The organism is Rahnella variigena (genome assembly GCF_003610915.1).
Lineage (GTDB): Bacteria > Pseudomonadota > Gammaproteobacteria > Enterobacterales > Enterobacteriaceae > Rahnella > Rahnella variigena.
This window is the reverse complement of the sequence record NZ_NSDJ01000001.1, coordinates 4,356,558-4,382,082: the sequence shown is the minus strand read 5'-3', so window position 1 is coordinate 4,382,082 and position 25,525 is coordinate 4,356,558. Positions and strand designations below refer to the sequence as shown.

The following is a 25,525-nucleotide window of genomic DNA, read 5'->3' as shown; positions in this document are numbered from 1 at the left end:
ATGACCTTCACTGACTGGGACATTGTGCGCAATCTCCTGCTGGCGGCGCGCTGGACGTTGCTGTTGTCGCTGACCGCGTTTATCGGCGGCACGCTGGTGACTCTGCCGCTGTTGCTTATGCGCCTGACCAAACGTCGCTGGCCGACGCGTTTTGTGCGTCTGTATTCCGAACTGTTTCAGGGTACGCCGCTGCTGATGCAGCTGTTCCTGGCGTTCTTCGGGCTTGGCCTGTTTGGTATCAACGTCAGTCCGTGGACGGCTGCCGCGCTGGCGCTGACGCTGTATACCAGCGCGTATCTGGTAGATATCTGGAGCGGCAGTATTGCCGCTTTACCGAAAGGCCAGTGGGAAGCGTCGCGCTGCCTCGGCCTGAATTTCGGTCAGACGTTATGGCGTGTCATTACTCCGCAGGCGCTGCGGATTGCCATTGCGCCGACCGTCGGGTTTTCCGTGCAGGTGGTGAAAGGCACCGCGCTGGCGTCGATTATCGGTTTTGTCGAACTGACCAAAGCCGGAACCATGCTGAACAACGTGACGTATGAGCCGTTCAAAGTGTTTGGATTAGTGGCACTGGGCTACTTCCTGATGTGCTATCCGCTGTCCCGTTACAGTCAGCATTTAGAAAAATCATTGCGTGGAGAGAAACAGTAATGCCACTGATCACCATCAATCAGGTTCAGAAATATTACGGTCAGAACCACGTGCTGAAAGGCGTGGATCTGGATATCGACAGCGGCGAAGTGATTTCGATCATCGGCCGCAGCGGTTCAGGTAAAAGCACGCTGTTGCGCTGCATGAACGGGCTGGAAGGCTATCAGGAAGGCAGCATCAAACTGGGCGGCATGACCATCACTGACCGCGATTCTCAGGCGCGTGATATCAGCCGTTCGGTCGGTATGGTGTTTCAGAGCTTCAATCTTTTTCCGCACATGACCGCGCTGGAAAACGTCATGCTGGCGCCACGCCGCGTGCTGAAAAAGTCCGCCGCCGAATGCCGTGAACTGGCCGCGCAGATGCTGGCGAAAGTCGGGCTGGCGGATCGCATGGATTATTACCCGTCAAATCTTTCCGGCGGCCAGCAGCAACGTGTGGCGATTGCCCGTGCGCTGGCGATGAACCCGAAAGTGCTGCTGTGTGATGAAATCACCTCGGCGCTGGATCCGGAATTAGTCGGCGAAGTATTGAAAGTGCTCGAGCAACTGGCGAAAGAAGGCATGACGCTGGTGCTGGTGACGCACGAAATGAATTTTGCCCGCGAAGTGGGCGACCGCGTGGTGTTTATGCATCAGGGCACCGTGTGGGAACAGGGCGAAAGCCGGGCGCTGTTTGCCAATCCGCAAACGCCGGAGTTAAAACAGTTTATCGCATCCGTCCGCGGCCTTACTGAGGCTGCTGCAAGCTAACATTGTAAAGGATTAACTATGTCAGATTTCATCTCTCCCGGACAAATCAACCCGCCAACCCGTCTGCTGATGGGGCCGGGGCCAATCAATGCTGACCCGCGCGTGCTGCGGGCGATGGCGAGCCAGCTGGTCGGACAATATGATCCGGTGATGACCGGCTACATGAACGAAGTGATGGCGCTGTACCGTGCGCTGTATAAAACCGAAAACCCGTGGACGTTGCTGATCGACGGCACCTCGCGCGCTGGGATCGAAGCCGTGCTGCTTTCCGGTATCCGTCCGGGCGACAAAGTGCTGGTGCCGGTGTTTGGTCGTTTCGGTCATCTGCTGTGTGAAATTGCCCGTCGTTGTCGCGCTGAAGTTCACACCATCGAAGCGCCGTGGGGCGAAGTGTTTGATCCGCAGCAAATCGAAGATGCGATTAAATCCGTGAAACCGCGCTGGTTGCTGACCGTGCAGGGCGATACGTCCACCACCATGTTGCAGCCGCTGGAGCAACTGGGTGAAATCTGTCGCCGTCACGGCGTGTTGTTCTATTCCGATGCCACGGCATCCTTCGGCGGCAACCCGCTGGAAACCGACGCCTGGGGTTTAGACGCAGTGTCTGCCGGTTTGCAAAAATGCCTCGGCGGTCCTTCCGGTAGCTCGCCGGTGACCATCAGCCCGCGCTTTGAAGAACAAATCCGCCGCCGTAAATGCGTGGAAGAAGGTATCCGTACCGCCGACCACGCCGACGGTGATGAGGAGATGATCTACTCCAACTATTTCGATCTTGGCATGATCATGGATTACTGGGGGCCGGAGCGTCTGAACCACCATACTGAAGCCACCAGCATGTTATTTGCGGCACGCGAATGTGCGCGCATCATTCTGGAAGAAGGGCTCGATACCGGTATCGCCCGCCACAAACTGCACGGCGGCGCGCTGCTGGCAGGGATTCAGGGCATGGGGCTGGAAGTGTTCGGCGACCTGAACAACCGCATGAATAACGTGCTCGGCGTGGTCATTCCGCAGGGCGTTCACGGCGAACAGGTGCGCCAGATGATGCTTAACGATTTCAGCATTGAAATCGGCACATCATTTGGCCCGCTGGCCGGGAAAATCTGGCGTATCGGCACCATGGGTTACAACGCGCGTAAAGACTGCGTGTTGCAGACGCTGGTTGCGCTGGAAGCGGTGCTTAACCGTCTCGGCTATGCGTCGAAATACGGCGCAGGGGCGCAGGCCGCCTGGGATCACTACGCAGGAGGTCAGTAATGGCAGAAGCCTTTACGCTGGCTGCGGTTTCCGACAGCGCAAAACGTGCCGCTGAACGGGTGATGGCGCGCTGCGATGCACTCGCCGCCATCAGTGAAACGCCGGGTCAGCTGACCCGCGTGTATCTCTCGGCCGAACATTTGCAGGCCAATCAGGTTGTGGGCGGATGGATGGAAGCGGCCGGTATGCGCGTCTGGCAGGACAGCGTCGGCAACATCTGCGGGCGCTACGAAGGGCTGGACGCTTCGGCTCCCGCCATCCTGCTTGGCTCACATCTCGACAGCGTGCGTAATGCAGGGCGTTATGACGGCCCGCTGGGCGTGCTGACCGCGCTGGAAGTGGTGGCGCATTTGCATCACAACGGCATCCGTTTGCCGATGGCGGTGGAAATTGTCGGGTTCTGCGATGAAGAAGGGACGCGTTTTGGTATCACGCTGCTGGGCAGCCGCGGGCTGACCGGCACCTGGCCGGCGGACTGGCTGGAACGTCAGGACGCGCAGGGGATTTCGGTGGCACAGGCGATGCAGAGTGCCGGGCTGGAGCCGCTGAAAATCGGTGCGTCACAGCGCGCGGTCAGCGATTTCTGCGCGTATCTTGAATTGCATATTGAACAAGGCCCGTGCCTGCAAACGGCGGATGTGCCGCTCGGCGTGGTCACGGCGATTAACGGTGCGCGTCGCCTTAATTGCGAATTCACCGGTCACGCAGGTCATGCCGGAACCGTGCCGATGGGGCAGCGTCAGGACGCCCTGACCGCCGCCGCTGAATGGACGCTGGCGATTGAAAGCATCACTACTGCCACTGGCCGTAATCTGGTGGCGACGGTCGGCACCCTGGAATGTCTGCCGGGCGCGGTGAATGTCATTCCGGGTCAGGTGAAGCTGTCGCTGGATGTACGCGGTCCGCGTGATGATGATCTCTCTGCGCTGCTGGAAACGCTGCTGGCGAAAGGTCGGGATATCGCCGCACGGCGCGGCCTGACGTTCGCTGCCGAACAGTTTTACGGCATCAGCGCGACGGAATGTAATGCCGGTTTGCAGCATCGTCTGAGTCAGAGCGTTCTACACCTGCAGGGACAGGCGATGTCATTGCCAAGCGGGGCAGGGCATGATGCGATTGCCATGGCTGAATGCTGGCCGGTCGGCATGTTGTTTGTGCGCTGTAAAGACGGCATCAGCCATCATCCCTATGAATCTGTCACCACCGGCGACGTAGCTTACGCGGTGCAGGCGTATATCAATACGGTGCTGAGTTTTGCTGAGGGACATTTATGACTTTCGAAGGATCCGGCTCGTTATCCAGATTCAATGCGCTATCCGAATTTGAAGCCGTTGCCCTGTTGCGCCCGCTGGTGAATATCCCTTCGTGGGCGAAAACTGTCAGTGACGGACGCCCTTATGCTTCTGTGGAAGACGTATTGCGCCGCGCCGAAGCGGCCTGCGAAAACTGGCAACCGGAAGATATTACTCAGGCGCTGTCGGCACATCCGCGTATCGGCGAACGCGCCAGCGGAGCCAGTAAAGAAGCGCAGCTTTCCCGTGGCGAACAGGCGACGCTCAATATCAGCCAGCAGGCAGTGATCGATGCGCTGCATGACGGCAACCTGCGTTATGAGCAACGTTTCGGACGGGTGTTTCTGATCCGCGCGAAAGGGCGCAGTTCAGAGGAGATTCTGGATAATCTGCAACGGCGGTTACAGAATTCACCGGACGCTGAAGATCAGGAAACGGCTCAACAACTCAAAGAAATTACCCTGCTGCGTTTAAAGGAGATATTCCCGTTATGACACGCATCACCACCCATATTCTCGATACGTCTTTGGGCCAGCCCGCGGCCAATGTGCGCGTCTGGCTGGAAAGCCTTGAAGGGCGGAACATCACGCTTATCAGCGAAACCCAAACCGATGCCGATGGCCGCGCCGCAAAATTAACGCCGGAACCGGTGGCTTCCGGGCATTACCGGTTGTGTGCGGATATTGGCGCGTATTTCACGGCAACGGGGCGCGAAACGCTGTATCACTCGGCGATCATTGATGTGGTGATCGACGGTGAGCAGGATCATTACCATCTGCCGCTGCTGATCAGTCCTTATTCTTATTCAACGTATCGCGGCAGTTAGACCTTTCTGTCTTTCAGCCCATCAGCAGGTGCGGATGCTTTAACCGCACGCTTTGGGTCAGCGCCGCGTGGCTGACATCCCGGTCACGATTGCCCTGACGCACCTGTTGCAGAAACGCCATCAGCAGCGGATGCGGGCGCTCGCGACGTGACATCAGTTCCGGTTGTCCCTGAACGCCGAGAAAGAACGGATGATTGTCCAGCTCTGCCACCTGCGCCTGTTCCCCGCTTTCGTCATACCCCGTAATGCGCAATCCCGTACTTTCCAGTTCTGCCAGTAAATGCGGATTCAGATAGCGGCGCTGGTTATAGCGCAGCGTAAACGCATCGCCCATTTTATTCGCCAGCAGGCTGCCGGTGCGGGTGATGACCGTATGATTCCCCGGACGTGGCTGCGCGTGCTCGGCGAGCGGCAAACCGGTTTGCAGACTGCCCAGCGTTGACGGGCCGTGCATCACCACCCGATCCTGTCCGAGCACTTTCTGGCCCAGCGCCGTCACCATCTGATGCATTCCCTGATTGATGCCCAGCACCGGCGTGCGGTTTTCCAGTGCCCAGGCGGCAGTCGCCAGCGCGCTGGCCTGATGATCGCCCTGCGTTAACGTTGCGCCCGGTAAAATAATGCCGTCGACGTCGAAAAGCGTGCAGTCGAGCTGGCTGCCAAGTAACGCCGCTGTCACATACACCACGTCAATGTTCATTGCCAGTGCATCGGCGGCGTCTCCCAGTGCAGCCAGCATCGCCGGATAGCTGTCGCGTTGCTCGGCAAAATCGCCTACCAGCGCCACGCGCAGTGTTTTTCCTGCCCGCATTACCGGCTGCGAAACGGAGCCTAACGCCCAGCGCCCGAAGGCATCGCGCCCCCAGCCGTTACTGCGAATTTTGCCGGTCGCGCAATCTTCCAGCTGGAATTTATCCTGATTGCGCGCCACGGTCAGTGACTCAGTTTCTATGCCGTGTTCAGCGATTTGTGCCGCCAGACCCGCGGATAAAGGCTCACGCAATGGCACGACGATATCTTCTTTAAGTGCCCGATAAATCAGGGATTCAAGGCCGGTTTCTTCACCCGCACCGCGCCCGGTCAGGCGCTCAAGCCACACCAGCCCGCTGGTCAGTGCGTGTCCCTGCGCCGTGACGTGCTGACGGGCATTCGGGTAACGTTGTGCATCATGACTGACGGGAAAGTGACACAGCGGCAACGCGCGGAGTTCAGCAAGTATCGCTGCCATCGCGCCGTACAACGCAGGTTCGGGCGTGGAGTGTGCAATAAAGGTGATGGTCATCAGTGGTCCTCTGTCAGATGTTTTTGCGGGGATATTGAATGCAAGAATTGATCCACACAGGGATGTGTTTACATGCGCTGACAAAAAGAGAGAGATGTGTCGCAAACCCGCATTTCGTCACACTTCATTGCTATAAAACGTCACGCTGTTTAGAACGGAACGCGCTAATGTAGCGCCGGTTGTTCTAACAATTCATTCACTAAGGAAGCGTCATGTCAGCATCTCTTTATGGCAGTACGGCAGCACAGTTTGTTCGTGGATTAAAGAATCTTTCAGCCTTGCTGGAAAAGGGCGCTGCATGGGCAAAAGAAAACGGAAAATCAGAAGAAGAAGTCCTGAATACCCGTCTGGCCGAAGATATGTATCCGCTGGCGCGTCAGGTGCAAATCACCAGTGACATGTCGAAAGGCGCAATTGCCCGTCTGTCAGGCGTTGCTGCACCGGCGATGGAAGATAATGAAGTGATGTTTGCCCAGTTGCAGGAACGTATCGCCAAAACGCTGCGCTTTATTGAAAGCGTGGATGTCGCGAAACTGGAAGGCGATGAATCCCGTGAGATCGTGGTGAAAGGCAGAAACCATGAACTGAAATTCACCGCGCACAGCTACGTCACCGTTTTTGCCGTGCCGAACTTCTATTTCCACATCACTACCGCCTACAACATTCTGCGCCACCTGGGCGTGAACATCGGTAAAGCGGACTTCATCGGCGGGAATTAAAAGATATTATTAATCCTGCGTTGCTGCAGTCGCGAGCGCCGGAATTATGAATTTCTTAGTTCAGGGATGACAAAATGACAATACGAATTGCAGGTGTGCTGTTAGGAATGTGTTTGTTTAACATCTCTATGTCGGCCTTTGCCGATGAATTAGATGATACTCAAATTAAGCTGGAAAAAGAGCGGCCACAAGCCATGCTAATTGTTCAGCGCTGGCAGCTTGCCCATCAAAATAAAAATGCGGAAGAGTTAACGGCGTTATATGCCAATCAGGTTGATTATTATCACCAAATGATGCGACGTGAAAAAGTTATCGCGAATAAATCCCTTTTTTTTAAATCTGAGAAAAGAAAGTTCCTCTCTTAAAAAATCGTCAGTACAATTTCAATCAACAGTGATGGCAATAATACTGATGATGAAGACGGGGCCGACGACAGTTTGCGCGCAGAGTTTGTTAAGCAAGTCGTCATGAATGACCGGGCGCAGAATTATCCGGCCAGCTTGTACATTAAAGAAAATAAGTCGGGGCTGTGGCAAATTATTGCAGAAACTGACGATATTACTGATAGCAATCTGGGGACAAGTGACGACAGTCGGACTGTTATTCGTGCAAAATTTAACGGAAAACAACCGCAGTATGCTTGGGTAAACAGCCGTAATACTGAAACACAGGGTTCTTGTGATTATGCGCAGCAGTGTAGTTGTTACCTGTGGTCTTCAGATGCAACGGTTAAGCCGATAGAAATACCAAGTTGTAATAGTGCATCGCTGGATATCCTCTCCGGGCTGGATGGCAGTGGGCGAGACCGGCTTGTATTACTGGACTGGCGTGAAATGGGGGGCTGGACGGGTATTCATCTATACGATATTCAACGCGGACAATGGACTCAGGCAATGAATGTGGTGAGCACGCATATCAATCAGCTTGAGGTTCAAAAAGATCCACTGGTTGTTCCTGAGCCTGGTAAACCTGGGTATGTGAGGGTGACAGCTGTAGACTTTAATACCGAGACAGAGGAACAAGAGTCCGAATCTAAAGTATTGCCGCTGATTGTATTACCTGAATAACTATAATTTATTAGTCAGCCTGAGTTCTCAGGCTGACTGGTTAAACCCTTCAGTCATGCAACAAATAGGTATCGGCATCGCGCCAGGCGGGGAAAGTTTCGCGGTAATCCTGTAACGCTTCCAGTGATAATTCGGCCTCAATAATCATCGCCGAACCCGGTTCTGCCCGCGCCAGTTCTTCACCCTGCGGATTAATGATCAGGCTGTCGCCGCTGTAATAATGACCGTTATCGTCGTGGCCGACGCGGTTGCAACCGGCAACATACGCCTGATTTTCGATGGCACGGGCGGCGAGCAATGTCTGCCAGTGACGGCTGCGGGGGGCGGGCCAGTTGGCGACGTAAAGCGCCAGGTCGTAATCCTGACGGTTGCGTGAATACACAGGGAAACGCAGGTCGTAACAGACTTGCGGCAAAATACGCCAGCCGCGCCATTCGACGATTTCACGACGTTTTCCGGGCACATAATAATTGTGTTCACCGGCCATGCGGAACAGGTGACGTTTATCGTAAAAATGTACGTTGCCCTGCGGCTCAACCAGCAGGAAACGGTTCACCGCGCCTTCCGTGGTGCTCAGCGCCACACTGCCACCGATCATCGCACCGAGTTGTTTCGCCCATTGTTGCAGCCATTGCACCACACGCGATTCCGGCAGCGCGCTGCCCGGTGCCTGCATGGCAAAACCGGTGGTAAACATTTCAGGCAACACAATCAGGTCACGGCCGGTGAGCGCACCGAGCAGGCCGTCGAAATGCGCGAGGTTTGCCTCGCCGTCCAGCCACACCAGCGGCTGTTGCAGTACGGACAGTTTTAAAGTTGACACAGGCGCTCCGCGGCAGCGTCCAGCGTGGCTTCCTGTTTGGCGAAGCACAGCCGGATCAGTTTATGTGGGAAAGGTGCGGCGCAGAATACCGACATCGGAATGGCCGCTACGCCGACATGTTCAGTCAGCCAGTGGCAGAATGCCACGTCGTCTAAATCGGACACGTCACTGTAGTCGACCAGCAGGAAATAGGTGCCCTGACTGGGTAACACTTTCAGACGGCTGTTCGCCAGCCCCTGCGCCAGACGGTCGCGCCTGGCCTGATAAAAGGCCGGTAATTCCTGCCAGTGTTCCGGCGCTTCACGCAGCATATCCGCCAGCGCCAGCTGAACCGGCGTGGTGATGGAGAAGGTCAGATACTGATGAACCTTGCGCAGTTCGGCACTGATAATCGCCGGTGCGATGCAGTAACCTACGCGCCAGCCTGTCATGTGATAAGTCTTGCCGAACGATGACACCGCAATAGCACGCTGACGCAATTCGGGATGACGCAGCACGCTGGCGTGACCTTGCGGTGCAAAGCAAATGTGCTCGTACACTTCATCGCTCAGCACGAAAATGTGCTTATCCGCAATGGTCTGCCAGAGTTGTTCGACGTCGCTGTCGCTCCAGACCGTGGCCGACGGATTATGCGGGGTGTTGATGATCACCAGCTTCGTGCGGTCAGTGATCTGATCGGCGAATTCCGCCCAGTTCACTTTAAATTCCGGCGGCTGTAACTGAATGCGTTTCATCACGCCGCCCGCCAGTTCCACCGCCGGGGCGTAACAGTCATAGCTCGGATCAAAAGCAATCACTTCATCACCTTTCGACACCAGCGCGGTGATGGCGATATACAGTGATTCGGTCGCGCCCGCTGTGATGGTGATGTCGGTGTTGGCGTCCGGCGCATAGCCGTAAATCAGTTCGGTTTTCGCGGCAATCGCTTCACGCAGTGGCGCGGTGCCGGTCATCGGAGCGTACTGGTTCGAACCCTGACTGACGTGATACGCCAGACGATCCCTCAGATATTGCGGGCCGTCGAAATCAGGAAAACCCTGCGACAGGTTTATCGCATTGTGTTTCTGCGCCAGAGCACTCATTTGGGTGAAAATCGTGGTGCCTAAGGCAGGAAGTTTACTTTCGGGGATCAATGCTGCTGTGCTCATGGCGGGTCAATACTCCTGGACCGTTGACCTGACAGGCGTCAGGTGTGCAAATAGCGATGTTGCTGACAATATAACACGATGTTAATATTTGGCAATCGAGACGCTTAGATGGCTAAATGCCAATTCGGTCTAAGGCACTTAACTTTTTATATATCGCTGTTTCACGCCAAACTCAGTCCCTCAACGCACCGGTTTTACAGGATAAAAATGACAGAGAATTTGCAACTGGGCGCGCTGCTGGCGGCCTGTCACTGGATTGGTCAGAAGGGCTGGAGCCCGGCGACGGGCGGTAATATGTCTGTACGCGAAGGCGATGCCCATTGCCTGATCACCGAATCAGGAAAAGACAAAGGATCACTGACCGCAGAAGACTTCCTGCTGGTGGAACTGGAAAGCGGCCTTGCGCCGGGTGGTCGTCGTCCTTCGGCGGAAACCGGGCTGCACACGATGCTGTATTCCCGCTATCCTGAAACAGGTGCGGTGCTGCATACCCATTCGGTCAATTCGACCGTGTTATCGCGGGTTGAGCGCAGCGGCGCGCTGGTGCTGGAAGGCTACGAGATGCAAAAATCGCTCAGTGGCCAGACCTCGCACCTTGATCAGGTGGTGATCCCGATCTTCGACAACAGCCAGGATATTCCTGCGCTGGCGCAGAAGATTATTGCTTCGTCAGAACACGCGCCGTTGCAGTATGGTTTTCTGCTGCGCGGCCACGGGCTGACCTGCTGGGGACGGGATGTGGCCGAAGCGCGCCGCCATCTGGAAGGGCTGGAATTCCTGTTCCAGTGTGAACTGCAACGTCGCCTGCTGGAGGCTAAATGATCCGCGCCATCGTCACTGATATTGAAGGCACCACCACGGATATCCGTTTTGTGCATCAGGTGTTATTCCCTTACGCCCGCCAGCGTCTGGCGGAGTTCCTTCGTCATGAGCATGAACAGCCGGACGTCGCAGCGGCGCTGGACGCTTTACGCGCTGAAATCGACCGGCCACAGGCCAGCGTCGAAGCGCTCATCGAACAGCTTTTTACCTACATGGACAACGACGTGAAATCGACGTCGCTGAAAGTCTTGCAGGGCATCATCTGGCGCACGGGTTATGAGAATGGCGATTTCCGCGGCCATCTCTATGACGACGTCGCGCCGCAACTGGAAGCCTGGAAAGCCGAAGGCCTGAAACTTTGCGTGTATTCCTCCGGTTCGGTGGACGCGCAAAAACTGCTGTTTGGCTACAGTGATGCGGGTGATTTAACCCCGCTGTTCAGCGGATATTTCGACACCCGCGTCGGGGCAAAGCGTGAAACGGAGTCGTATCAGAACATCGCCGAGCAACTGATCCTGCCGCCGCAGGATTTACTGTTTTTATCGGACATCCGTCAGGAACTCGATGCCGCGCGCCTGGCAGGCTGGCATACCTGTCAGTTGATCCGCGATGACGCTGACGAACTCAGCGATCACCTGCAAGTTAATCGTTTTGATCAGATAGCCTTAGAAACATTCTTATAAGAGGGTTGACCATGAGTGCATTGACGATTTTTAGTGACCAGGATCCTTCCGCACCGGTGTGGGAAAGCCGCGACGGCGACGCCATTGCTGCCGAACTGAGCAAAATTGATGTGCGCTTTGAGCGCTGGCAGGCTGATCGCGATTTAGGTGAGAACCCGCAACCGCAGGACGTGATTGCCGCTTATCAGCATGAAATCGACAAACTGGTCGAAGAAAAAGGCTATCAGAGCTGGGACGTGATCAGCATGCGTCCGGACAACGAACAGCGCGACGTGTTGCGCACCAAATTCCTTTCCGAACATACGCATGGCGAAGATGAAGTACGTTTTTTCGTTGAAGGCGCGGGGCTGTTTTGCCTGCACCTGAATGGCAAGATTTTCCAGATCCTGTGCGAGAAGAACGATCTGATTTCCGTACCGGCCAACACCCGCCACTGGTTTGACATGGGCGGATCCCCGTCATTTACCGCGATCCGCGTGTTCGACAATCCGGAAGGCTGGGTGGCGCATTTCACCGGCGATAAGATTGCGGATGCGTATCCGAGGATGGGGGAGTAAGGGGGCGACGTCTCGCAGAAACAAAAAAACCACCGAAAGGTGGTTTTTTTGTGCTGGTCAGGTTAGCGGCCTTTCCAGCGGGCTTCGTTACTGATGTAACGCAAGCGCAGACTAGCGGGAGGGATAGTCTACTTTTTGAACTTATTTGTCAAGGACCCAGGCAATGCGTGTATGATGACGCCGGGCCTTTACGCCGTCTTAGCAAACGGGCACCGGTTTCAGGAAAGGATGTCCAACGACCGTCAACGCAGGCGCAGACTAGCGCTTGTTTTCACGGAGATATCACCGGTGGTGTTGACGTGAAGCGGTCTTTGCAAGGACCGCACAATGAAACGGTACATCTGTATCTTTCTCGTTGTCACCGGCGCGACGCTGACACAAGGGAAGGGGAGCTGGAGCATTTCCAACAACTCTCTTAATGTGATCATTAACGCACCGGGCAAGTAAGCCAGAAAGCCGTCCCGCAAGGGACGGCTTTCTTCAGGCCTTTAACGCATTACCTGCTTACCATAATTCGGTGAGCGTGGGCCGTACAGCAGGCCGTCGGTCTGAGATGCACTCAGCAGACGGTAGCTGGTGAGCCCGGCGATATCATGACCTTTGTCGGAAATCGTGCTGGAGATTTGCTTCACCGCAGCCTGAACCAGCATGCCGATGATCCCGCCGTTGTTGTTGTCATTTTCGCTGTCAGAGGCAGTGGCGTTACCTGTCCACAGCACTTTGCCATTGCGTAAATCCACCAGTTTGGCATTAGCGGTGACACGGGTTTCGCTGGAAACCACCATGTAGCTGCTGCCGTAGCTGGTGATATCAATGTAAAGCGCGGCATCCGCACCGAAAATTTCACGCAGTTTGGCGGCGCTGACTGAACGAATATCTTCCGCACCGGTTATGCCGTTCTGCTTGAAGGTTTCTTCAACGACAGCCACCGGGAAGACATAGAAGCCGTCTTCTGCCAGCGGTGCCGTGACAGTTGAAAGCATGCTGTGGCTGGCGTTCACGTCCGGCGAATGGTTCACCGGCGGCAGGACCAGAATCGATCTCGGTTTGCTTTCTTTAAACGCGGTGTAATCGTAAGACGCTTTTTTCGCGCAGCCTGTCAGCAACAACGTCAGCACCATACCGGTCAGCAGGAATAAACGTTTCATTTAACACTCCCTTTATTTTTCAGCAGGAAATCCATGTAGGTTGCTGACTCAGGAAATAAACTTTTCTCAGTATTGAATTCCTGAAATGCCAGATCGGTATGCCCGGTATTGGCATAAAGTAATCCCAGTTGGGCGTGCAGGCCTGGTGGAACGGCTTTACCGGTTGCACGGGATTTTTCAATCGACTCTTTTAATGACGCGATTTGTTCTTCCGGGCCGACTTTGTCACCCTGATAATACTGGTAAACGGTCTTCTGATAGTTATCCCAGTTATATAATGATGTGTCAGCCTGTTTTGCACAGCCCGCTAATAATAACGCTAGGGTAAAAAATCCACCTTTTAACACGGCGCGTTGGGTTTTACGTAATGTCATTTGATAATATCCGTATTATTAATTAGCCGGACGCCATGCGCCGCTTTCGATCCCATTCACCAGGTTATTCACCGCTTCACGGATTGCTAAATCCAGCACTTTGCCGTTTAAGGTAGAGTCATAACTGGCAGTGCCGCCGAAACCAATAATTTCACGGTTGGACAGGGAATACTCGCCTGCGCCCTGTGAGGAATACACCACTTCAGAGGTCTGAACATTGACAACATTCAGGCTGACTTTAGCGTAAGCGATCTGTTGCTTACCGCGGCCGAGGATGCCCCACAACTGGTTGTCGCCGACTTCTTTACGACCAAACTCAGTCACATCACCGGTGATGACGTAATTAGCACCTTTCAGCGTTTGTGCCTGGCCTTTAATTCCGGCTTCTTCTTTAATTTCAGCCATATTGGTGCGGTCTAAAACATTAAAGCGGCCAGTTTGTTGCAGGTCAGTCACCAGAATAGTTTTAGACTGATTGCCCAGACGATCGACGCCGTCAGAGAAAATGCCACTCATATAGCTTGAGCGGTTATCGAATTTGCCGACAGAAATCGGACTGCGGGGGCCATTATATTGCGTGTTATAAGAAGCGACTTTCTGAACTTCAACCGTGCGGGATGATTCTGTTGCACACCCTGTTAATGTGCCTGCCGCAATCATTGCCGACAAAATGAAAACTGATTTCATCATGTTACTATTCCTTGTCAATTTAATTTTTATTAACGGGCAAAGGTTGCCCGTGCCAAATTAAAATAATTTGACTTAATGTTATTCCAATAAGTAGCAGGAGATATTTCACTTAAAACGATGAATTATCTCAATAGCCATTTTTACCCTTTTCGGTCGCGGAATACCGGCGCTGAAAGAGAGTAAAATTTAAAATTGGCGAATGATAATCCTAACAGATATTGCTTTTCGATTTCCTTACATTAATGGATTTTCTTTATCATTAGCTCAAAAAAACAGCGCCTGCAGGCGCTGCATTATTTACCAGAGGGTTAACGCAAGGCTCGTCTGAAGAACCCTTCCCGAACCTGATCCGGCGTCACCACGCCCACATCCAGCACCCATCCGCTGATCAACTCTGCAGGCGTCACATCAAATGCCGGGTTATAAACCTGTGCGTCCAGCGGTGCCCATTGTACGGAACCAAAACTGCCGGAAACGCCGGTGACTTCGCTTGCGGCGCGCTGTTCGATGGGGATAGCGGCACCGTTCGGACATTGCGGATCGTGCGTGGTATGCGGTGCGGCGACGTAGAACGGAATGCCGTGATATTTCGCCAAAACCGCCAGGCTGTAAGTGCCGATTTTGTTGGCAACATCGCCATTCGCAGCAATGCGGTCAGCGCCGACCCAGATAGCATCGACGCGCTTTTGTGCCATCAGGCTGGCGGCCATCGAATCGCAAATCAGCTGATAAGTAATGCCCAGCTCACCGAGTTCCCAGGCGGTGAGACGTCCGCCCTGTAACAGCGGACGGGTTTCGTCCACCCAAACCTGTTCTACATTCCCCTGCTCATGGGCGCGGCGGATCACCCCGATTGCCGTGCCGACGCCTGCCGTTGCCAGCCCGCCGGTGTTGCAATGGGTCAGCAGGCGACTGCCGGGTGTGACCAGCTTAGCGCCATGTGTGGCAATGCTGTCGCACAATGCCCGGTCCTCATCCACCAGACGCAACGCTTCTTCTGATAACGCCTTCACGTAATCAGGTTGTTGCAGCGCGGTTTTCATCCGGTCGAGATTGTTCATCAGATTCACGGCGGTCGGGCGCGAGGCACGCAGCGTGTCCAGCGCATGATGTAATTCATCCTGCGCCATTCCCCGTTCAGCCAGCAGGGCCAGCAGCAGGCTGGCGGACAAGCCAATCAGCGGCGCACCACGCACGCGCAGGGTGCGGATGTGATCCACCAGTTCGCTGACGTCGCGACATTCGCGCCAGTCAGACCGTTGCGGCAGGGCTTGCTGGTCGAGGATCCACAGCTGGTTTTCACGAATACGTAAACTGGTGGTTGTGAGGCTTTGCATTATTGGTTAAATCCTTGTTGCCCGGTTGCATCTGGTCACTTATTCTGCCAACATGCGTAACGGATGTATAGACGTCTAAACGCTTTAAAGGCTAAAAAAGAATTCGAGAGGTCAGGATGTCGCGCTACTACACATTTACCGCCAAAGATGCCGTTGAATATGCCCGTCAGTTTGGCGGCGTGGCAGATCCGCACTCCCTGGTCACTGCCGATGAAATCGGTGACGGAAACCTGAATCTGGTGTTTAAGATCCGCGATACTGCGGGTAAAAGCCGGGTGATCGTCAAACAGGCGCTGCCGTATGTGCGTTGTGTGGGTGAATCCTGGCCGCTGACTTTAGATCGTGCGCGCATTGAAGCAGAAACCCTGATCATCCACGGTCAGTATTGCCCGCAGCATACGGTCACCGTGTTACATCACGACGCAGAACTGGCGGTGATGGTGCAGGAAGATCTGTCGGATCATCACATCTGGCGCAGCGAGCTGGTGCAGGGGAAATACTACCCGCAGGCTTCTGCCCAGCTGGGAGAATATCTGGCGCAAACGTTGTTCCATACCTCGGATTTCTTCCAGAACGCGCAGACCAAAAAAGCCGAAGTTTCCCGTTTCACTAATCCTGAATTGTGTCAGATCACCGAAGATCTGTTCTTTACCGATCCGTATGTCGATCACGAGCGCAATAATTTTGATGCCGTATTGCAGCCGGAAGTGGATGCGCTGCGTGCGGATAAACCGCTGCGACTGGCGGTGGCGGCGCTGAAACACCGTTTCCTGAGTAAAGCGGAAGCGTTGCTGCACGGCGATATTCACAGCGGGTCGATTTTTGTCGCCGAAGGTAAACTGAAAGCCATCGACGCGGAATTCGGTTATTACGGCCCGCTGGGATTTGATCCGGGTTCGGCAATGGGAAATCTGCTGCTGAACTACTGTGGCCTGCCGGGACTGGTCGGGGTGCGTGAAGCGGCAGATGGCCGTGAGCAGCGCCTGAAAGATGTGCGTGAACTGTGGCTGAGCTTCTCGGAGCGTTTCCTGCAACTGGCGCGGGATAAATCCCAGGATCCGACGCTGGCGGAGCCGGGCTATGCGGAATTTTTCCTGCAGGAAGTCTGGCACGATGCCGTCGGGTATTGCGGCGCGGAGTTGATCCGCCGCACCATCGGACTGGCGCACGTCGCCGATCTCGATACCATTAAAGATGCTGCGATGCGCGCCGATTGCCAGCGACACGCGCTGAGCCTCGGACAAAAACTCATTCTGACCGCACAACAAATCGGCGATGTGGAGTCACTTATTGCGCGGATCCGTCAGTTCAGCTAATCCTGTAAGATTCTTGTATAATGCCCGCCTTCGAGGTGCGTAGGGGTAAACCCGGTGGCATTTCCTCGGTTTACTTTTAACAGGAATACAGAATTATGATGCATAACCATGTCTTGCGCAGCGTGCGCTACATGCTGGATTTGAGCGAAGGTCAGTTGATTGAGATCCTTAAAACGACCGGTACGCCTGTCAGCCCTGAAGTGATGTCGCGCTACCTCAAAAAAGAAGATGAAGAAGGCTACATGGAAGTGCCAGACGAAGTGATGGCAAACTTCCTTAATGGCCTGATCACCTTCAAACGCGGTAAAGACGATCGCTTCCCTGCGCCGGAAGTAGAAAAGCGTCTGACCAATAACATCATGCTGAAAAAATTGCGCGTGGCGTTTGAGCTGAAAACCGAAGACATGATTTCCGTGCTGACTGCGGCAGATTTCAAAGTCTCCGAAGGCGAACTGAGTGCGTTCTTCCGCAAGGAAGGCCACAAAAACTACCGTCCTTGCGGCGATCAGGTAATGCGTTATTTCCTGAAAGGGCTGACGGCGAAAGTCCGTCCTAAAAAGGGCTGAATATAAAGTATTCATGAAATAAATATTTTCACAGAGAATACTTCATTAGTGAATAATAAGCGGGAGCCTTTAAAAAGGCTCCCGTTTTACGTTTATTGATTCTGTAATTGCGGAATTTCGTTATTTCCTTTCTCACTTCACGTTTTTTCAGTTTATTTTTGACAGAGTATTAATCCGGAAACTATCTTCATCCCTCGCCGTAATACCTCTGGGCACTATTTTAAAAAAAATAAAACACCGCTGTTAATTGACAGGCAGCGGTTAAATTTTATAGTGAAAAGGATATCTTATTATGACAAAAATTAAAGCGCTGGCCTTGTTCGTTGGATTTGCCGTTTCGGGTTCTTCGGTCGCCGCGGCGTCTCAAAGCAGTCTCGAAGCCCGCATGGCGCAGCTCGAACAGCGTCTGCAGCAGGCAGAGACGCGAGCAGAAACGGCAGAAAAGCAAATTGAGCAGCTCAAACATCAGGACATCAAACGCGAACAGGAAATTGCTATCGTCAAAGAAGCTAATCCTGTTGAAGTTAAAAAAGATGGAATATCGAAAGACAAATTATTAACACTTAATGGGTTCGATAATTTAAAACTGTATGGCGATGTGGAATTTAATGTCGACGGCGCAAGTCGTACAGGGCAATTAACCTCTGTGCGAACCAGTGATAATAAAAACTGGAAACCGGGAAATAATGAACGCTGGGATGTTAACGGACGGTTATTAATCGGTCTGGATGGTTATCGCCGTAATGATAATGGCCAGTTCTCTGGTTTCTCTGTACAGCCAACGGCCGACCTGAATGGCTCGATGAATCTTGATGATGCTGCCTTCTTCTTCGGTGAGGAAAAAGACTGGATGGCAAAAATCGGTCGTTTCGAAGCCTACGATATGTTCCCGCTTAATCAGGATACTTTCATCGAATACTCCGGGAATACCGCCAACGACCTGTACGCCGACGGTTATGGCTATGTGTACATGATGAAAGAAGGGCGCGGGCGTAGTGACAGCGGCGGCAACATCATGCTGAATAAAAATATCGGCAACTGGTATTTCGAGCTGAATACCTTGCTGGAAAACGGTTCAGCGCTGTTTGCCGAGCAAAACTATCATGGCAACGAACTTGAGAATGACAAAAACGTTGCCTATCTGCGCCCGATCATTGCCTGGAAGGGGGATGCCTTCTCGGTTGCGGCGGCAATGGAAACCAACGTGGTGAACAACGCGTATGGTTACACCAACGATAAAAATGAATTCGTCGATCAGTCCAAACGTAATGGTTACGGTATGACAATGACCTGGGACGGCCAGAAAGCTGACCCGGAAAATGGCGTGGTAGCAAACCTGAGCACGGCGTATATGGATGCGTCGGATGAGAAGGACTTCACCGTCGGTGCCAATGCGTTGTGGAAAAACTTCGAACTGGGTTACATCTACGCGCACAACAAAATTGAAGACTTTAATATCGAAGGTGTTCGCGCATCCGATTACGACGATGACTGGTTCGATGAGCCGGGCAGCTACGATATCCATACCGTTCACGCCAGCTACCTGATCCCGAACGTCATGAACATGGAAAACTTCAACGTTTATCTGGGCGCGTACATCTCCATGCTGGAAGCGGATAAAACTTACAGCAGCGATGATGACAGTGACCAGAGGTATGGGGCGCGGGTACGCTTTAAATACTACTTCTAAATTACCCATCATAATTCTGGCTGCAGATGCGTTGGCTTCGCGCACTTACCCCAGTCACATAGTTATCTATGTGACTGGGGATGCGTTTACTTGCCGCCTTCCTGCAACCTGAATCCTCTAGGGTAATACGTGTGTATCTTCATAAATAATAAAAGCCTGAGTGCGTAAACACTCAGGCTTTTTTATGATTTAACGGTTAAGTCAGGCAGCTTCGGTGTGGCGGGGTTTCGCCTCAGCCTTTTTTACGCTGTCTTTCTCCGCTTCAGGTTTTTGCGCAGCCAGGGCGTCCGGCTCAAACTCATCGACGTTAATGGAACGCAGACGGCTTTCTTCCGCACGGCTCAGGATTCGGGCGTCATCAGCGCTCAGATGACCAGCATCCAGACCTTTTTGCGCCAGAATATCCAGACGGGTAAACGGCAGCTTTTTACCCATCGCTTCGCACAGACGTTTGTGAACCGGCTCAGCGGCCAGAATATCCTGCAACGCTTCTTCCAGCAGACCGACCGGATTGTGCTCGCTTGGCGTCAGATACTGACCACGACCGATGCGGCTGCGGGTCTCAGATGGCAGCTGCAGAATGCGCGCCAGTTCGTGATCCAGACGGTCAGACGGTGCGGCATGTGAAAGCCCCAGCGGGAAAATCACCAGACGCATCACACCCGCCACGAAACGGTTCGGGAAGTTACGCAGCAAATCGTCGATAGCCACTTCAGCCTGATGCAGACAATCCTGCACGCCCCAGTGAACCAGCGGTAAATCCGCTTCGTTACAACCTTCTTCGTCATAACGTTTGAGCGTCGCCGTCGCCAGATACATCTGGCTGAGGATATCGCCAAGACGGGCGGAAATACGTTCGCGACGTTTCAGACTGCCGCCGAGCACGCCCATGGAAATATCAGACAGCAGCGCCAGGTTAGCGCTCAGACGGTTGATGTGCTGGTAGTAACGCGCCGTTTTGTCGTTAACCGGAGTGTCACTGGTGCGACCGCCGGTCAGACCGAGCCAGAAGCTGCGCATATTATTACTGCCGACATGGCCGATATGTCCGAACAGCGCACGGTCGAAATCAACCAGATCGTTTTTCTCAGCGGCCGCCATTTCACGCAGAACATAAGGATGGCAGCGGATCGCGCCCTGACCGAAGATGATCATGCTGCGGGTCAGAATGTTGGCACCTTCCACGGTAATCGCAATCGGCGCGCCCTGATAAGAACGGGCCACAAAGTTGCTGGTGCCGAGCATAATGCCTTTACCGCCGGTGATATCCATCGCATCCATCACGGCGCGCTGGCCACGGTGAGTACAGTGGTATTTCACGATGGCCGACAGCACCGCCGGTTTTTCGCCGAGCATAATGCCGTTGGTAATCAGGGTTGCAGCGGCGTCCATCACATAAGCGTTACCGGCAATGCGTGCCAGCGGTTCTTCGATGCCTTCCATTTTGCCGATAGGCAGTTTGAACTGACGGCGGATATAGGCATATGCGCCGGTCGCCAGCGCCAGAGATTTCAGGCTACCCGTGGAGTTAGACGGCAGGGTAATACCACGACCGACAGACAGACATTCCACCAGCATACGCCAGCCCTGACCGGCCATTTTCGGGCCGCCAATGATGTAGTCGATCGGCACGAAAATATCGTGGCCGCGCGTCGGACCGTTCTGGAACGGCACGTTCAGCGGGAAGTGACGATGGCCAATTTCGACACCGGCGGTGTCGGTTGGGATCAGCGCACAGGTAATGCCCAGTTCGGTTTCGCTGCCGAGCAGATGATCGGGGTCTTTCAGTTTAAACGCCAGACCCAGCACGGTGGCGATAGGCGCCAGCGTGATGTAACGCTTATTCCAGGTCAGGCGCATACCGAGGACTTCTTTCCCCTGCCACTGGCCTTTACAGACGATACCGAAATCCGGAATAGCACCGGCATCAGAACCCGCTTCCGGGCTGGTCAGGGCGAAACAAGGGATTTCCAGACCTTCGGCCAGACGCGGCAGATAGTGATCTTTCTGCTCTTCGGTGCCGTAATGTTGCAGCAATTCGCCCGGGCCGAGTGAGTTCGGCACACCGACGGTGATCGCCAGAATACCGGATACACCGGCCAGTTTTTGCAACACACGTGCCTGAGCGTAAGCGGAGAATTCCAGGCCGCCGTATTCTTTCTTAATGATCATCGCGAAGAAGCGATGTTCTTTCAGATACGCCCACAGTTCCGGCGGCAAATCTGCCAGTTCATGGGTTATCTGGAAGTCATTCGCCATGCGACAGGCTTCTTCAACCGGCCCGTCAATAAAGTGTTGCTCTTCTTCGGTCAGTTGCTGTTCAGGGTAATCCTGCAATTTTTTCCAGTCAGGCTTACCGCCAAACAGATCGCCTTCCCACCAGGTCGTTCCGGCTTCAATAGCTTCTTTTTCCGTGCGTGACATGGCAGGCATCACTTTACGGAAGGTGCGCAGGGCAGGGGCTGAGAACAATGAACGACGCAGGGCAGGGATATTGAACGGCAGCAAAATGATCGCCAGAGGCACCAGAAGCCATAACGTCCACAAATTAATGGCACCCATGGCAGCGGTAAACGCCAGTAAAATCAGGCTGCTAAGGGCAAGATTGACCTTGTGGTAGAACAACGCACCAAGGATCACGACAAATGCAACAATGCTAAGAACCATCATAGTAAAGCTCCTGAGTAGTAGGAGGTCTGACCTGTTGTAGGGATACAATGGTTTTAGTTCATACTCATTTCTTTATCAATGTGTTTACATACTAATTACAACACAGCTCACAAACCGGCCGCACGAAGCGTCAAAAATAGAAACTATCGGAATCATTACCGCTTCATTGCTTCTCGCTGTTTCGGCTTTCCGTTAAACTGCACAGCGGAACGTTTTATTGCTATCGGCCGTGCGTAAACCGGCTGCAAATGGACATAAAAGAGGCTGCTATGTACCAGGATATTATCCGTACTGAACTGAACGAAGCTGCTGATACGCTGAATAAATTCATCAGCGATCCGGCAAATATTGAGTCTATTCAACGTGCAGCAGTGCTGCTGGCAGATTCATTCAAAGCGGGTGGGAAAGTAATTTCCTGCGGTAACGGCGGTTCACATTGTGACGCCATGCATTTCGCGGAAGAGCTGACAGGCCGTTATCGTGAAAACCGTCCGGGCTATCCGGCGATTGCCATTTCTGACGTCAGCCACATCTCCTGCGTCGGCAACGATTTCGGTTACGAATACATTTTCTCCCGTTATCTGGAAGCCGTTGGCCAGAAAGGTGACGTTCTGCTGGGGATCTCAACTTCTGGCAATTCTGGTAACGTGATCAAAGCTATCGAAGCTGCCCGCGCTAAAGGCATGAAAGTCATTACCCTGACCGGTAAAGATGGCGGCAAAATGGACGGCTCAGCCGACGTGGAAATCCGCGTTCCTCACTTTGGTTTCGCTGACCGCGTGCAGGAAATCCACATTAAAGTGATACATATCCTGATCTTATTGATCGAAAAAGAGATGGCAAAATAATTCGCCGCACGTGGGTAATACGGCGTTGAAATCTGGCTCAGAATGCTCATTTACTCTGTGTAAACTCCGCTTCTTCGCCAGATTTCGCTTTGTCTTTCCTGAGTGCAGCGCATTATAAGAATAATAAAAGGAGGCAGGTGATGTGCGAATTGCTCGGGATGAGCGCTAACGTCCCTACTGATATTTGTTTCAGTTTCAGTGGATTAGTGCAGCGCGGTGGCGGGACTGGTCCGCATAAAGACGGCTGGGGCATTACCTTTTATGAAGGCAATGGCTGTCGTACTTTTAAAGATCCGACGCCAAGTTTTAATTCGCCCATTGCCCGCCTTGTTCAGGAATATCCGATCAAATCCTGCGCGGTGATTTCTCATATTCGTCAGGCAAACCGTGGCGAAGTGGCGCTGGAAAATACCCATCCGTTCACCCGCGAACTGTGGGGACGCAACTGGACTTACGCGCACAACGGCCAGCTTCGCGGTTACCGCCAGCTGGATACCGGCACGTTGCGCCCTGTCGGTCAGACAGACAGTGAATACGCTTTTTGCTGGTTGCTGCATAAACTCACCCAACGTTATCCGCGCCGCCCTGCAAGCTGGCCGCCGGTGTTTCGCTATATCGCGTCGCTGGCTGATGAGTTACGGCAGAAAGGGGTGTTTAACATGTTGCTGTCGGACGGCAATTTTGTGATGGCATACTGCTCGACGAATTTGCACTGGATCACGCGGCGGGCGCCTTTCGGAAAGGCAACGTTGTTGGATCAGGATGTGGAAATTGATTTTCAGCAGCAGACGACACCGAATGATGTCGTCACCGTGATTGCCACGCAACCGCTGACCGCAAACGAAACCTGGAACAAGATTGCCCCAGGTGAGTTCGCGTTATTTCATCGGGGCGAACGCCAGCTGTGAGGACAGCGGGGTGTTAGACAACGGTTGCAGCACTTCATATTTACCGTCAGTGACCACAACATTCGGTGGCTGATGGTGTTTCTCAAAGTACGCATATCCCGGTTGTAACTGGCTCCAGAAGCTGTAGTAGCTTGAGTTTTTGTGCGCCTTCATGTTGGCATCGGTCATTTTGAACGGATAAATGCTGATCTGCAGATTACGCTGCCCGAACTGGAATGCCGCCTGCACATAGGTAAAGATTTCGTCCATGTAGCCGTCGGTCATGGCGTAGCAACCGATAGACTTACAGTTTCCGTGGATCATCAGATACTTACCTGAATAGCCCTGCGAGATGTCGTAAGCATTGGGGAAACCGATGTTAATGGCGCGATAAAAGCGGCTGTCAGGTTTCAGGTGGTGAATATCCACGTTGTAGAAACCTTCCGGGCTTTTGAAATCACCTTCGCGACGTTTATTTCCCAAACCGCCGGAAAAATCGCAGATGCCGTAACTGCCGATCAGACGAAATTCGCCGTCGAGTTGGGCATACAATTCGAGTTTACGTTCTTGTTTGAAGATCTGGATATAAACCGGAGCGCCTAACAATTGCTTTTTAAGCGTCGCGTTGACCGGGACAGCATCGCTGGCCACGGCGTAATTTGCTGTAAATAAAGGCAAACTGAGGAGCATCGCAAGAAACAGCGCGATTCTGATCATTCTAAATCCTGCTTGGTAATAATGTCGATTATTGTGTCTACAGCGGAACTGCCTGTAAGACCGCCACTGATTTTCTTCTTATGTACTGCCTGTCTGAAACGATGCCATATTAATACTGATTAATTTTTTAGCAATCACCAAATAATGAATAATGAATTTCCCAATCGGAAATTTATTACCTTGCCATGAATGGTGATTAATTAAGCGAAATTAACCAACATTTTCTGTGTTGGAAATCTCCGCACTCAACTGTATACTTATACAGTCATTGGGGGAGGGCTATGCGTAAAATCATTCATGTGGATATGGACTGCTTTTTCGCGGCCGTCGAGATGCGCGACGATCCTTCCCTGCGCGATATTCCAATCGCTATCGGCGGCAGTCGTGACCGCCGTGGCGTCATCAGTACCGCCAATTATCCAGCCCGCAAATTTGGCGTACACAGTGCAATGCCTACCGGCATGGCCCTGAAACTTTGCCCGCATCTGAAAGTCATTCCCGGCAGAATGGACGCCTATAAAGAAGCGTCAAACCACATTCGTGAAATCTTCGCGCGTTATACGCCATTGATCGAACCGTTGTCACTCGACGAAGCTTATCTGGATGTTTCCGACGCCACCCAATGCAATGGTTCCGCCACACTTATCGCCGCTGAAATTCGCCAGGCCATTTTCGATGAAATCAATCTGACGGCTTCTGCGGGCATTGCGCCGATAAAATTTCTGGCAAAAATCGCCTCAGACCTGAACAAACCCAACGGCCAGTTTGTGATTACGCCCGATAAAGTGGACGCGTTTTTACAAGATTTGCCGCTGAGCAAAATCCCCGGCGTCGGCAAAGTCACCGCCCAGCGGTTGCAGGAACAGGGGTTGATCACCTGCGGTGATGTACAGCGTTACGATCTGGCGAAACTGCTCAAACGCTTTGGCAAGTTTGGACGCGTGTTGTGGGAACGCTGTCAGGGGATTGATGAGCGCGAGATTTCCCCCGAGCGGTTGCGTAAATCCGTCGGTGTGGAACGTACGCTGGCCGAAGATATTCACAGCTGGGAAGAGTGCGTGGCGCTGATCGAACGTTTGTACCCCGAACTGCAAACGCGCTTAAGCCGCGTCAGCCCGGATCTGCGCATTGCGAGACAGGGTGTAAAACTCAAATTTCATGATTTCCAGCAAACCACGCAGGAGCACGTGTGGCCGGTGCTGAATAAAGAAGATTTACTGAAAGTCGCGCGTGATGCCTGGGAACAGCGGCGCGGCGGAAGAGGGGTCAGGCTGGTGGGGTTGCATGTGACGTTGCAAGATCCCCAAATCGAGCGGCAGCTTCTTCTTCCCTGGGAATGATCCCCGTCATCCTTCAAACTGTCTCTGCGTTGGCTGCCTTCGCAAACCCCGGTCACATACTTG

27 protein-coding genes are annotated in these 25,525 nt (G+C 53.3%); 18 read left to right on the top strand and 9 right to left on the bottom strand.

Going from position 1 to position 25,525, the window contains the following annotated elements:
* Genes CKQ54_RS20130 through uraH form a run of 6 tightly spaced genes read left to right on the top strand, consistent with a single transcriptional unit; the run spans position 1 to position 4,778 of the window.
* On the top strand, positions 1-651 hold the full coding sequence (locus CKQ54_RS20130; protein ID WP_113877997.1) for an amino acid ABC transporter permease: 651 nt from the start codon (positions 1-3) through the stop codon (positions 649-651).
* A complete protein-coding gene (locus CKQ54_RS20125; RefSeq protein ID WP_120163214.1) occupies positions 651-1,403 on the top strand; it encodes an amino acid ABC transporter ATP-binding protein in 753 nt (250 codons plus the stop codon). Before CKQ54_RS20130 ends, CKQ54_RS20125 begins: the two co-directional genes overlap by 1 nt.
* 18 nt (positions 1,404-1,421) lie before the next feature.
* On the top strand, positions 1,422-2,660 hold the full coding sequence (locus CKQ54_RS20120; protein WP_120163213.1) for a pyridoxal-phosphate-dependent aminotransferase family protein: 1,239 nt from the start codon (positions 1,422-1,424) through the stop codon (positions 2,658-2,660).
* Positions 2,660-3,934, top strand: coding sequence for an allantoate amidohydrolase (hpxK, locus tag CKQ54_RS20115; protein ID WP_120163212.1), 1,275 nt, complete (start codon positions 2,660-2,662; stop codon positions 3,932-3,934). Before CKQ54_RS20120 ends, hpxK begins: the two co-directional genes overlap by 1 nt.
* On the top strand, positions 3,931-4,446 hold the full coding sequence (gene uraD, locus CKQ54_RS20110; RefSeq protein WP_120163211.1) for a 2-oxo-4-hydroxy-4-carboxy-5-ureidoimidazoline decarboxylase: 516 nt from the start codon (positions 3,931-3,933) through the stop codon (positions 4,444-4,446). Before hpxK ends, uraD begins: the two co-directional genes overlap by 4 nt.
* Positions 4,443-4,778 (top strand): hydroxyisourate hydrolase, encoded by a 336-nt coding sequence (gene uraH / locus CKQ54_RS20105; RefSeq protein WP_112290571.1) that lies wholly within the window; start codon positions 4,443-4,445, stop codon positions 4,776-4,778. Before uraD ends, uraH begins: the two co-directional genes overlap by 4 nt.
* A 13-nt stretch (positions 4,779-4,791) precedes the next feature.
* On the opposite strand, the gene CKQ54_RS20100 is transcribed toward uraH, so the two are convergent.
* On the bottom strand, positions 4,792-6,060 hold the full coding sequence (locus CKQ54_RS20100) for a glutamine amidotransferase-related protein (protein WP_120163210.1): 1,269 nt from the start codon (positions 6,058-6,060) through the stop codon (positions 4,792-4,794).
* A 212-nt stretch (positions 6,061-6,272) separates the two neighbouring features.
* Between CKQ54_RS20100 and CKQ54_RS20095 the strand changes: the two genes are divergently transcribed.
* The 3 genes from CKQ54_RS20095 to CKQ54_RS20085 all read left to right on the top strand — a co-directional run bounded on the left by CKQ54_RS20095 (position 6,273) and on the right by CKQ54_RS20085 (position 7,846).
* Positions 6,273-6,779 (top strand): DUF1993 domain-containing protein, encoded by a 507-nt coding sequence (locus CKQ54_RS20095; protein ID WP_120163209.1) that lies wholly within the window; start codon positions 6,273-6,275, stop codon positions 6,777-6,779.
* A gap of 74 nt (positions 6,780-6,853) precedes the next feature.
* Complete coding sequence (locus tag CKQ54_RS20090; RefSeq protein ID WP_120163208.1) at positions 6,854-7,144, top strand: hypothetical protein; 291 nt, start codon at positions 6,854-6,856, stop codon at positions 7,142-7,144.
* A 102-nt stretch (positions 7,145-7,246) separates the two neighbouring features.
* Complete coding sequence (locus tag CKQ54_RS20085; RefSeq protein WP_120163207.1) at positions 7,247-7,846, top strand: hypothetical protein; 600 nt, start codon at positions 7,247-7,249, stop codon at positions 7,844-7,846.
* A 49-nt stretch (positions 7,847-7,895) separates the two neighbouring features.
* Here the strand turns inward: CKQ54_RS20085 and CKQ54_RS20080 are convergent, their stop codons facing one another.
* Both CKQ54_RS20080 and CKQ54_RS20075 read right to left on the bottom strand, forming a co-directional pair.
* Complete coding sequence (locus CKQ54_RS20080) at positions 7,896-8,669, bottom strand: amidohydrolase (protein WP_113877959.1); 774 nt, start codon at positions 8,667-8,669, stop codon at positions 7,896-7,898.
* The gene (locus CKQ54_RS20075; RefSeq protein WP_120163206.1) at positions 8,657-9,817 is read right to left on the bottom strand and encodes a pyridoxal phosphate-dependent aminotransferase; all 1,161 of its coding nucleotides are present in this window, start codon (positions 9,815-9,817) and stop codon (positions 8,657-8,659) included. The genes CKQ54_RS20080 and CKQ54_RS20075 overlap by 13 nt, the downstream gene beginning before the upstream one ends.
* Before the next feature lie 207 nt (positions 9,818-10,024).
* Between CKQ54_RS20075 and CKQ54_RS20070 the strand changes: the two genes are divergently transcribed.
* Genes CKQ54_RS20070 through CKQ54_RS20060 form a run of 3 tightly spaced genes read left to right on the top strand, consistent with a single transcriptional unit; the run spans position 10,025 to position 11,879 of the window.
* A complete protein-coding gene (locus tag CKQ54_RS20070) occupies positions 10,025-10,639 on the top strand; it encodes a methylthioribulose 1-phosphate dehydratase (protein ID WP_120163205.1) in 615 nt (204 codons plus the stop codon).
* A complete protein-coding gene (mtnC, locus tag CKQ54_RS20065) occupies positions 10,636-11,322 on the top strand; it encodes an acireductone synthase (RefSeq protein WP_120163204.1) in 687 nt (228 codons plus the stop codon). Before CKQ54_RS20070 ends, mtnC begins: the two co-directional genes overlap by 4 nt.
* A gap of 11 nt (positions 11,323-11,333) precedes the next feature.
* On the top strand, positions 11,334-11,879 hold the full coding sequence (locus CKQ54_RS20060) for a 1,2-dihydroxy-3-keto-5-methylthiopentene dioxygenase (RefSeq protein ID WP_120163203.1): 546 nt from the start codon (positions 11,334-11,336) through the stop codon (positions 11,877-11,879).
* 488 nt (positions 11,880-12,367) lie between these two features.
* Here the strand turns inward: CKQ54_RS20060 and CKQ54_RS20055 are convergent, their stop codons facing one another.
* The 4 genes from CKQ54_RS20055 to mtnA form a co-directional block, all read right to left on the bottom strand.
* Positions 12,368-13,027: a DUF799 domain-containing protein gene (locus CKQ54_RS20055; RefSeq protein ID WP_120163202.1), complete on the bottom strand. Its 660-nt coding sequence runs from the start codon at positions 13,025-13,027 to the stop codon at positions 12,368-12,370.
* Positions 13,024-13,401 (bottom strand): DUF4810 domain-containing protein, encoded by a 378-nt coding sequence (locus CKQ54_RS20050; RefSeq protein WP_112290559.1) that lies wholly within the window; start codon positions 13,399-13,401, stop codon positions 13,024-13,026. Before CKQ54_RS20050 ends, CKQ54_RS20055 begins: the two co-directional genes overlap by 4 nt.
* Before the next feature lie 18 nt (positions 13,402-13,419).
* Entirely contained in the window at positions 13,420-14,088 is a 669-nt protein-coding gene (locus CKQ54_RS20045; protein ID WP_120163234.1) for a CsgG/HfaB family protein, read from the bottom strand.
* A gap of 311 nt (positions 14,089-14,399) precedes the next feature.
* Entirely contained in the window at positions 14,400-15,428 is a 1,029-nt protein-coding gene (gene mtnA / locus CKQ54_RS20040) for an S-methyl-5-thioribose-1-phosphate isomerase (RefSeq protein ID WP_120163201.1), read from the bottom strand.
* A gap of 116 nt (positions 15,429-15,544) precedes the next feature.
* Here mtnA and mtnK point away from each other — a divergent pair, with 116 nt between their 5' ends.
* The 3 genes from mtnK to CKQ54_RS20025 all read left to right on the top strand — a co-directional run bounded on the left by mtnK (position 15,545) and on the right by CKQ54_RS20025 (position 19,000).
* Entirely contained in the window at positions 15,545-16,744 is a 1,200-nt protein-coding gene (gene mtnK / locus CKQ54_RS20035; RefSeq protein WP_120163200.1) for an S-methyl-5-thioribose kinase, read from the top strand.
* A gap of 95 nt (positions 16,745-16,839) precedes the next feature.
* The gene (locus CKQ54_RS20030; protein ID WP_095923134.1) at positions 16,840-17,310 is read left to right on the top strand and encodes a YehS family protein; all 471 of its coding nucleotides are present in this window, start codon (positions 16,840-16,842) and stop codon (positions 17,308-17,310) included.
* 292 nt (positions 17,311-17,602) lie between these two features.
* The gene (locus CKQ54_RS20025) at positions 17,603-19,000 is read left to right on the top strand and encodes a carbohydrate porin (RefSeq protein ID WP_120163199.1); all 1,398 of its coding nucleotides are present in this window, start codon (positions 17,603-17,605) and stop codon (positions 18,998-19,000) included.
* Between the two features lie 201 nt (positions 19,001-19,201).
* On the opposite strand, the gene fadE is transcribed toward CKQ54_RS20025, so the two are convergent.
* The gene (gene fadE / locus CKQ54_RS20020; RefSeq protein WP_120163198.1) at positions 19,202-21,670 is read right to left on the bottom strand and encodes an acyl-CoA dehydrogenase FadE; all 2,469 of its coding nucleotides are present in this window, start codon (positions 21,668-21,670) and stop codon (positions 19,202-19,204) included.
* 269 nt (positions 21,671-21,939) lie between these two features.
* Here fadE and lpcA point away from each other — a divergent pair, with 269 nt between their 5' ends.
* Complete coding sequence (lpcA, locus tag CKQ54_RS20015) at positions 21,940-22,518, top strand: D-sedoheptulose 7-phosphate isomerase (RefSeq protein ID WP_120163197.1); 579 nt, start codon at positions 21,940-21,942, stop codon at positions 22,516-22,518.
* Positions 22,519-22,658: 140 nt separating this feature from the next.
* Positions 22,659-23,426: a class II glutamine amidotransferase gene (locus tag CKQ54_RS20010; protein ID WP_112290550.1), complete on the top strand. Its 768-nt coding sequence runs from the start codon at positions 22,659-22,661 to the stop codon at positions 23,424-23,426.
* Here the strand turns inward: CKQ54_RS20010 and dpaA are convergent.
* Positions 23,397-24,122: a peptidoglycan meso-diaminopimelic acid protein amidase gene (dpaA, locus tag CKQ54_RS20005; protein WP_112290549.1), complete on the bottom strand. Its 726-nt coding sequence runs from the start codon at positions 24,120-24,122 to the stop codon at positions 23,397-23,399. The genes CKQ54_RS20010 and dpaA overlap by 30 nt on opposite strands.
* 281 nt (positions 24,123-24,403) lie before the next feature.
* Between dpaA and dinB the strand changes: the two genes are divergently transcribed.
* Positions 24,404-25,462, top strand: a complete 1,059-nt coding sequence (gene dinB / locus CKQ54_RS20000) for a DNA polymerase IV (RefSeq protein ID WP_120163196.1) — start codon at positions 24,404-24,406, stop codon at positions 25,460-25,462.
* Positions 25,463-25,525: the final 63 nt, after the last annotated feature.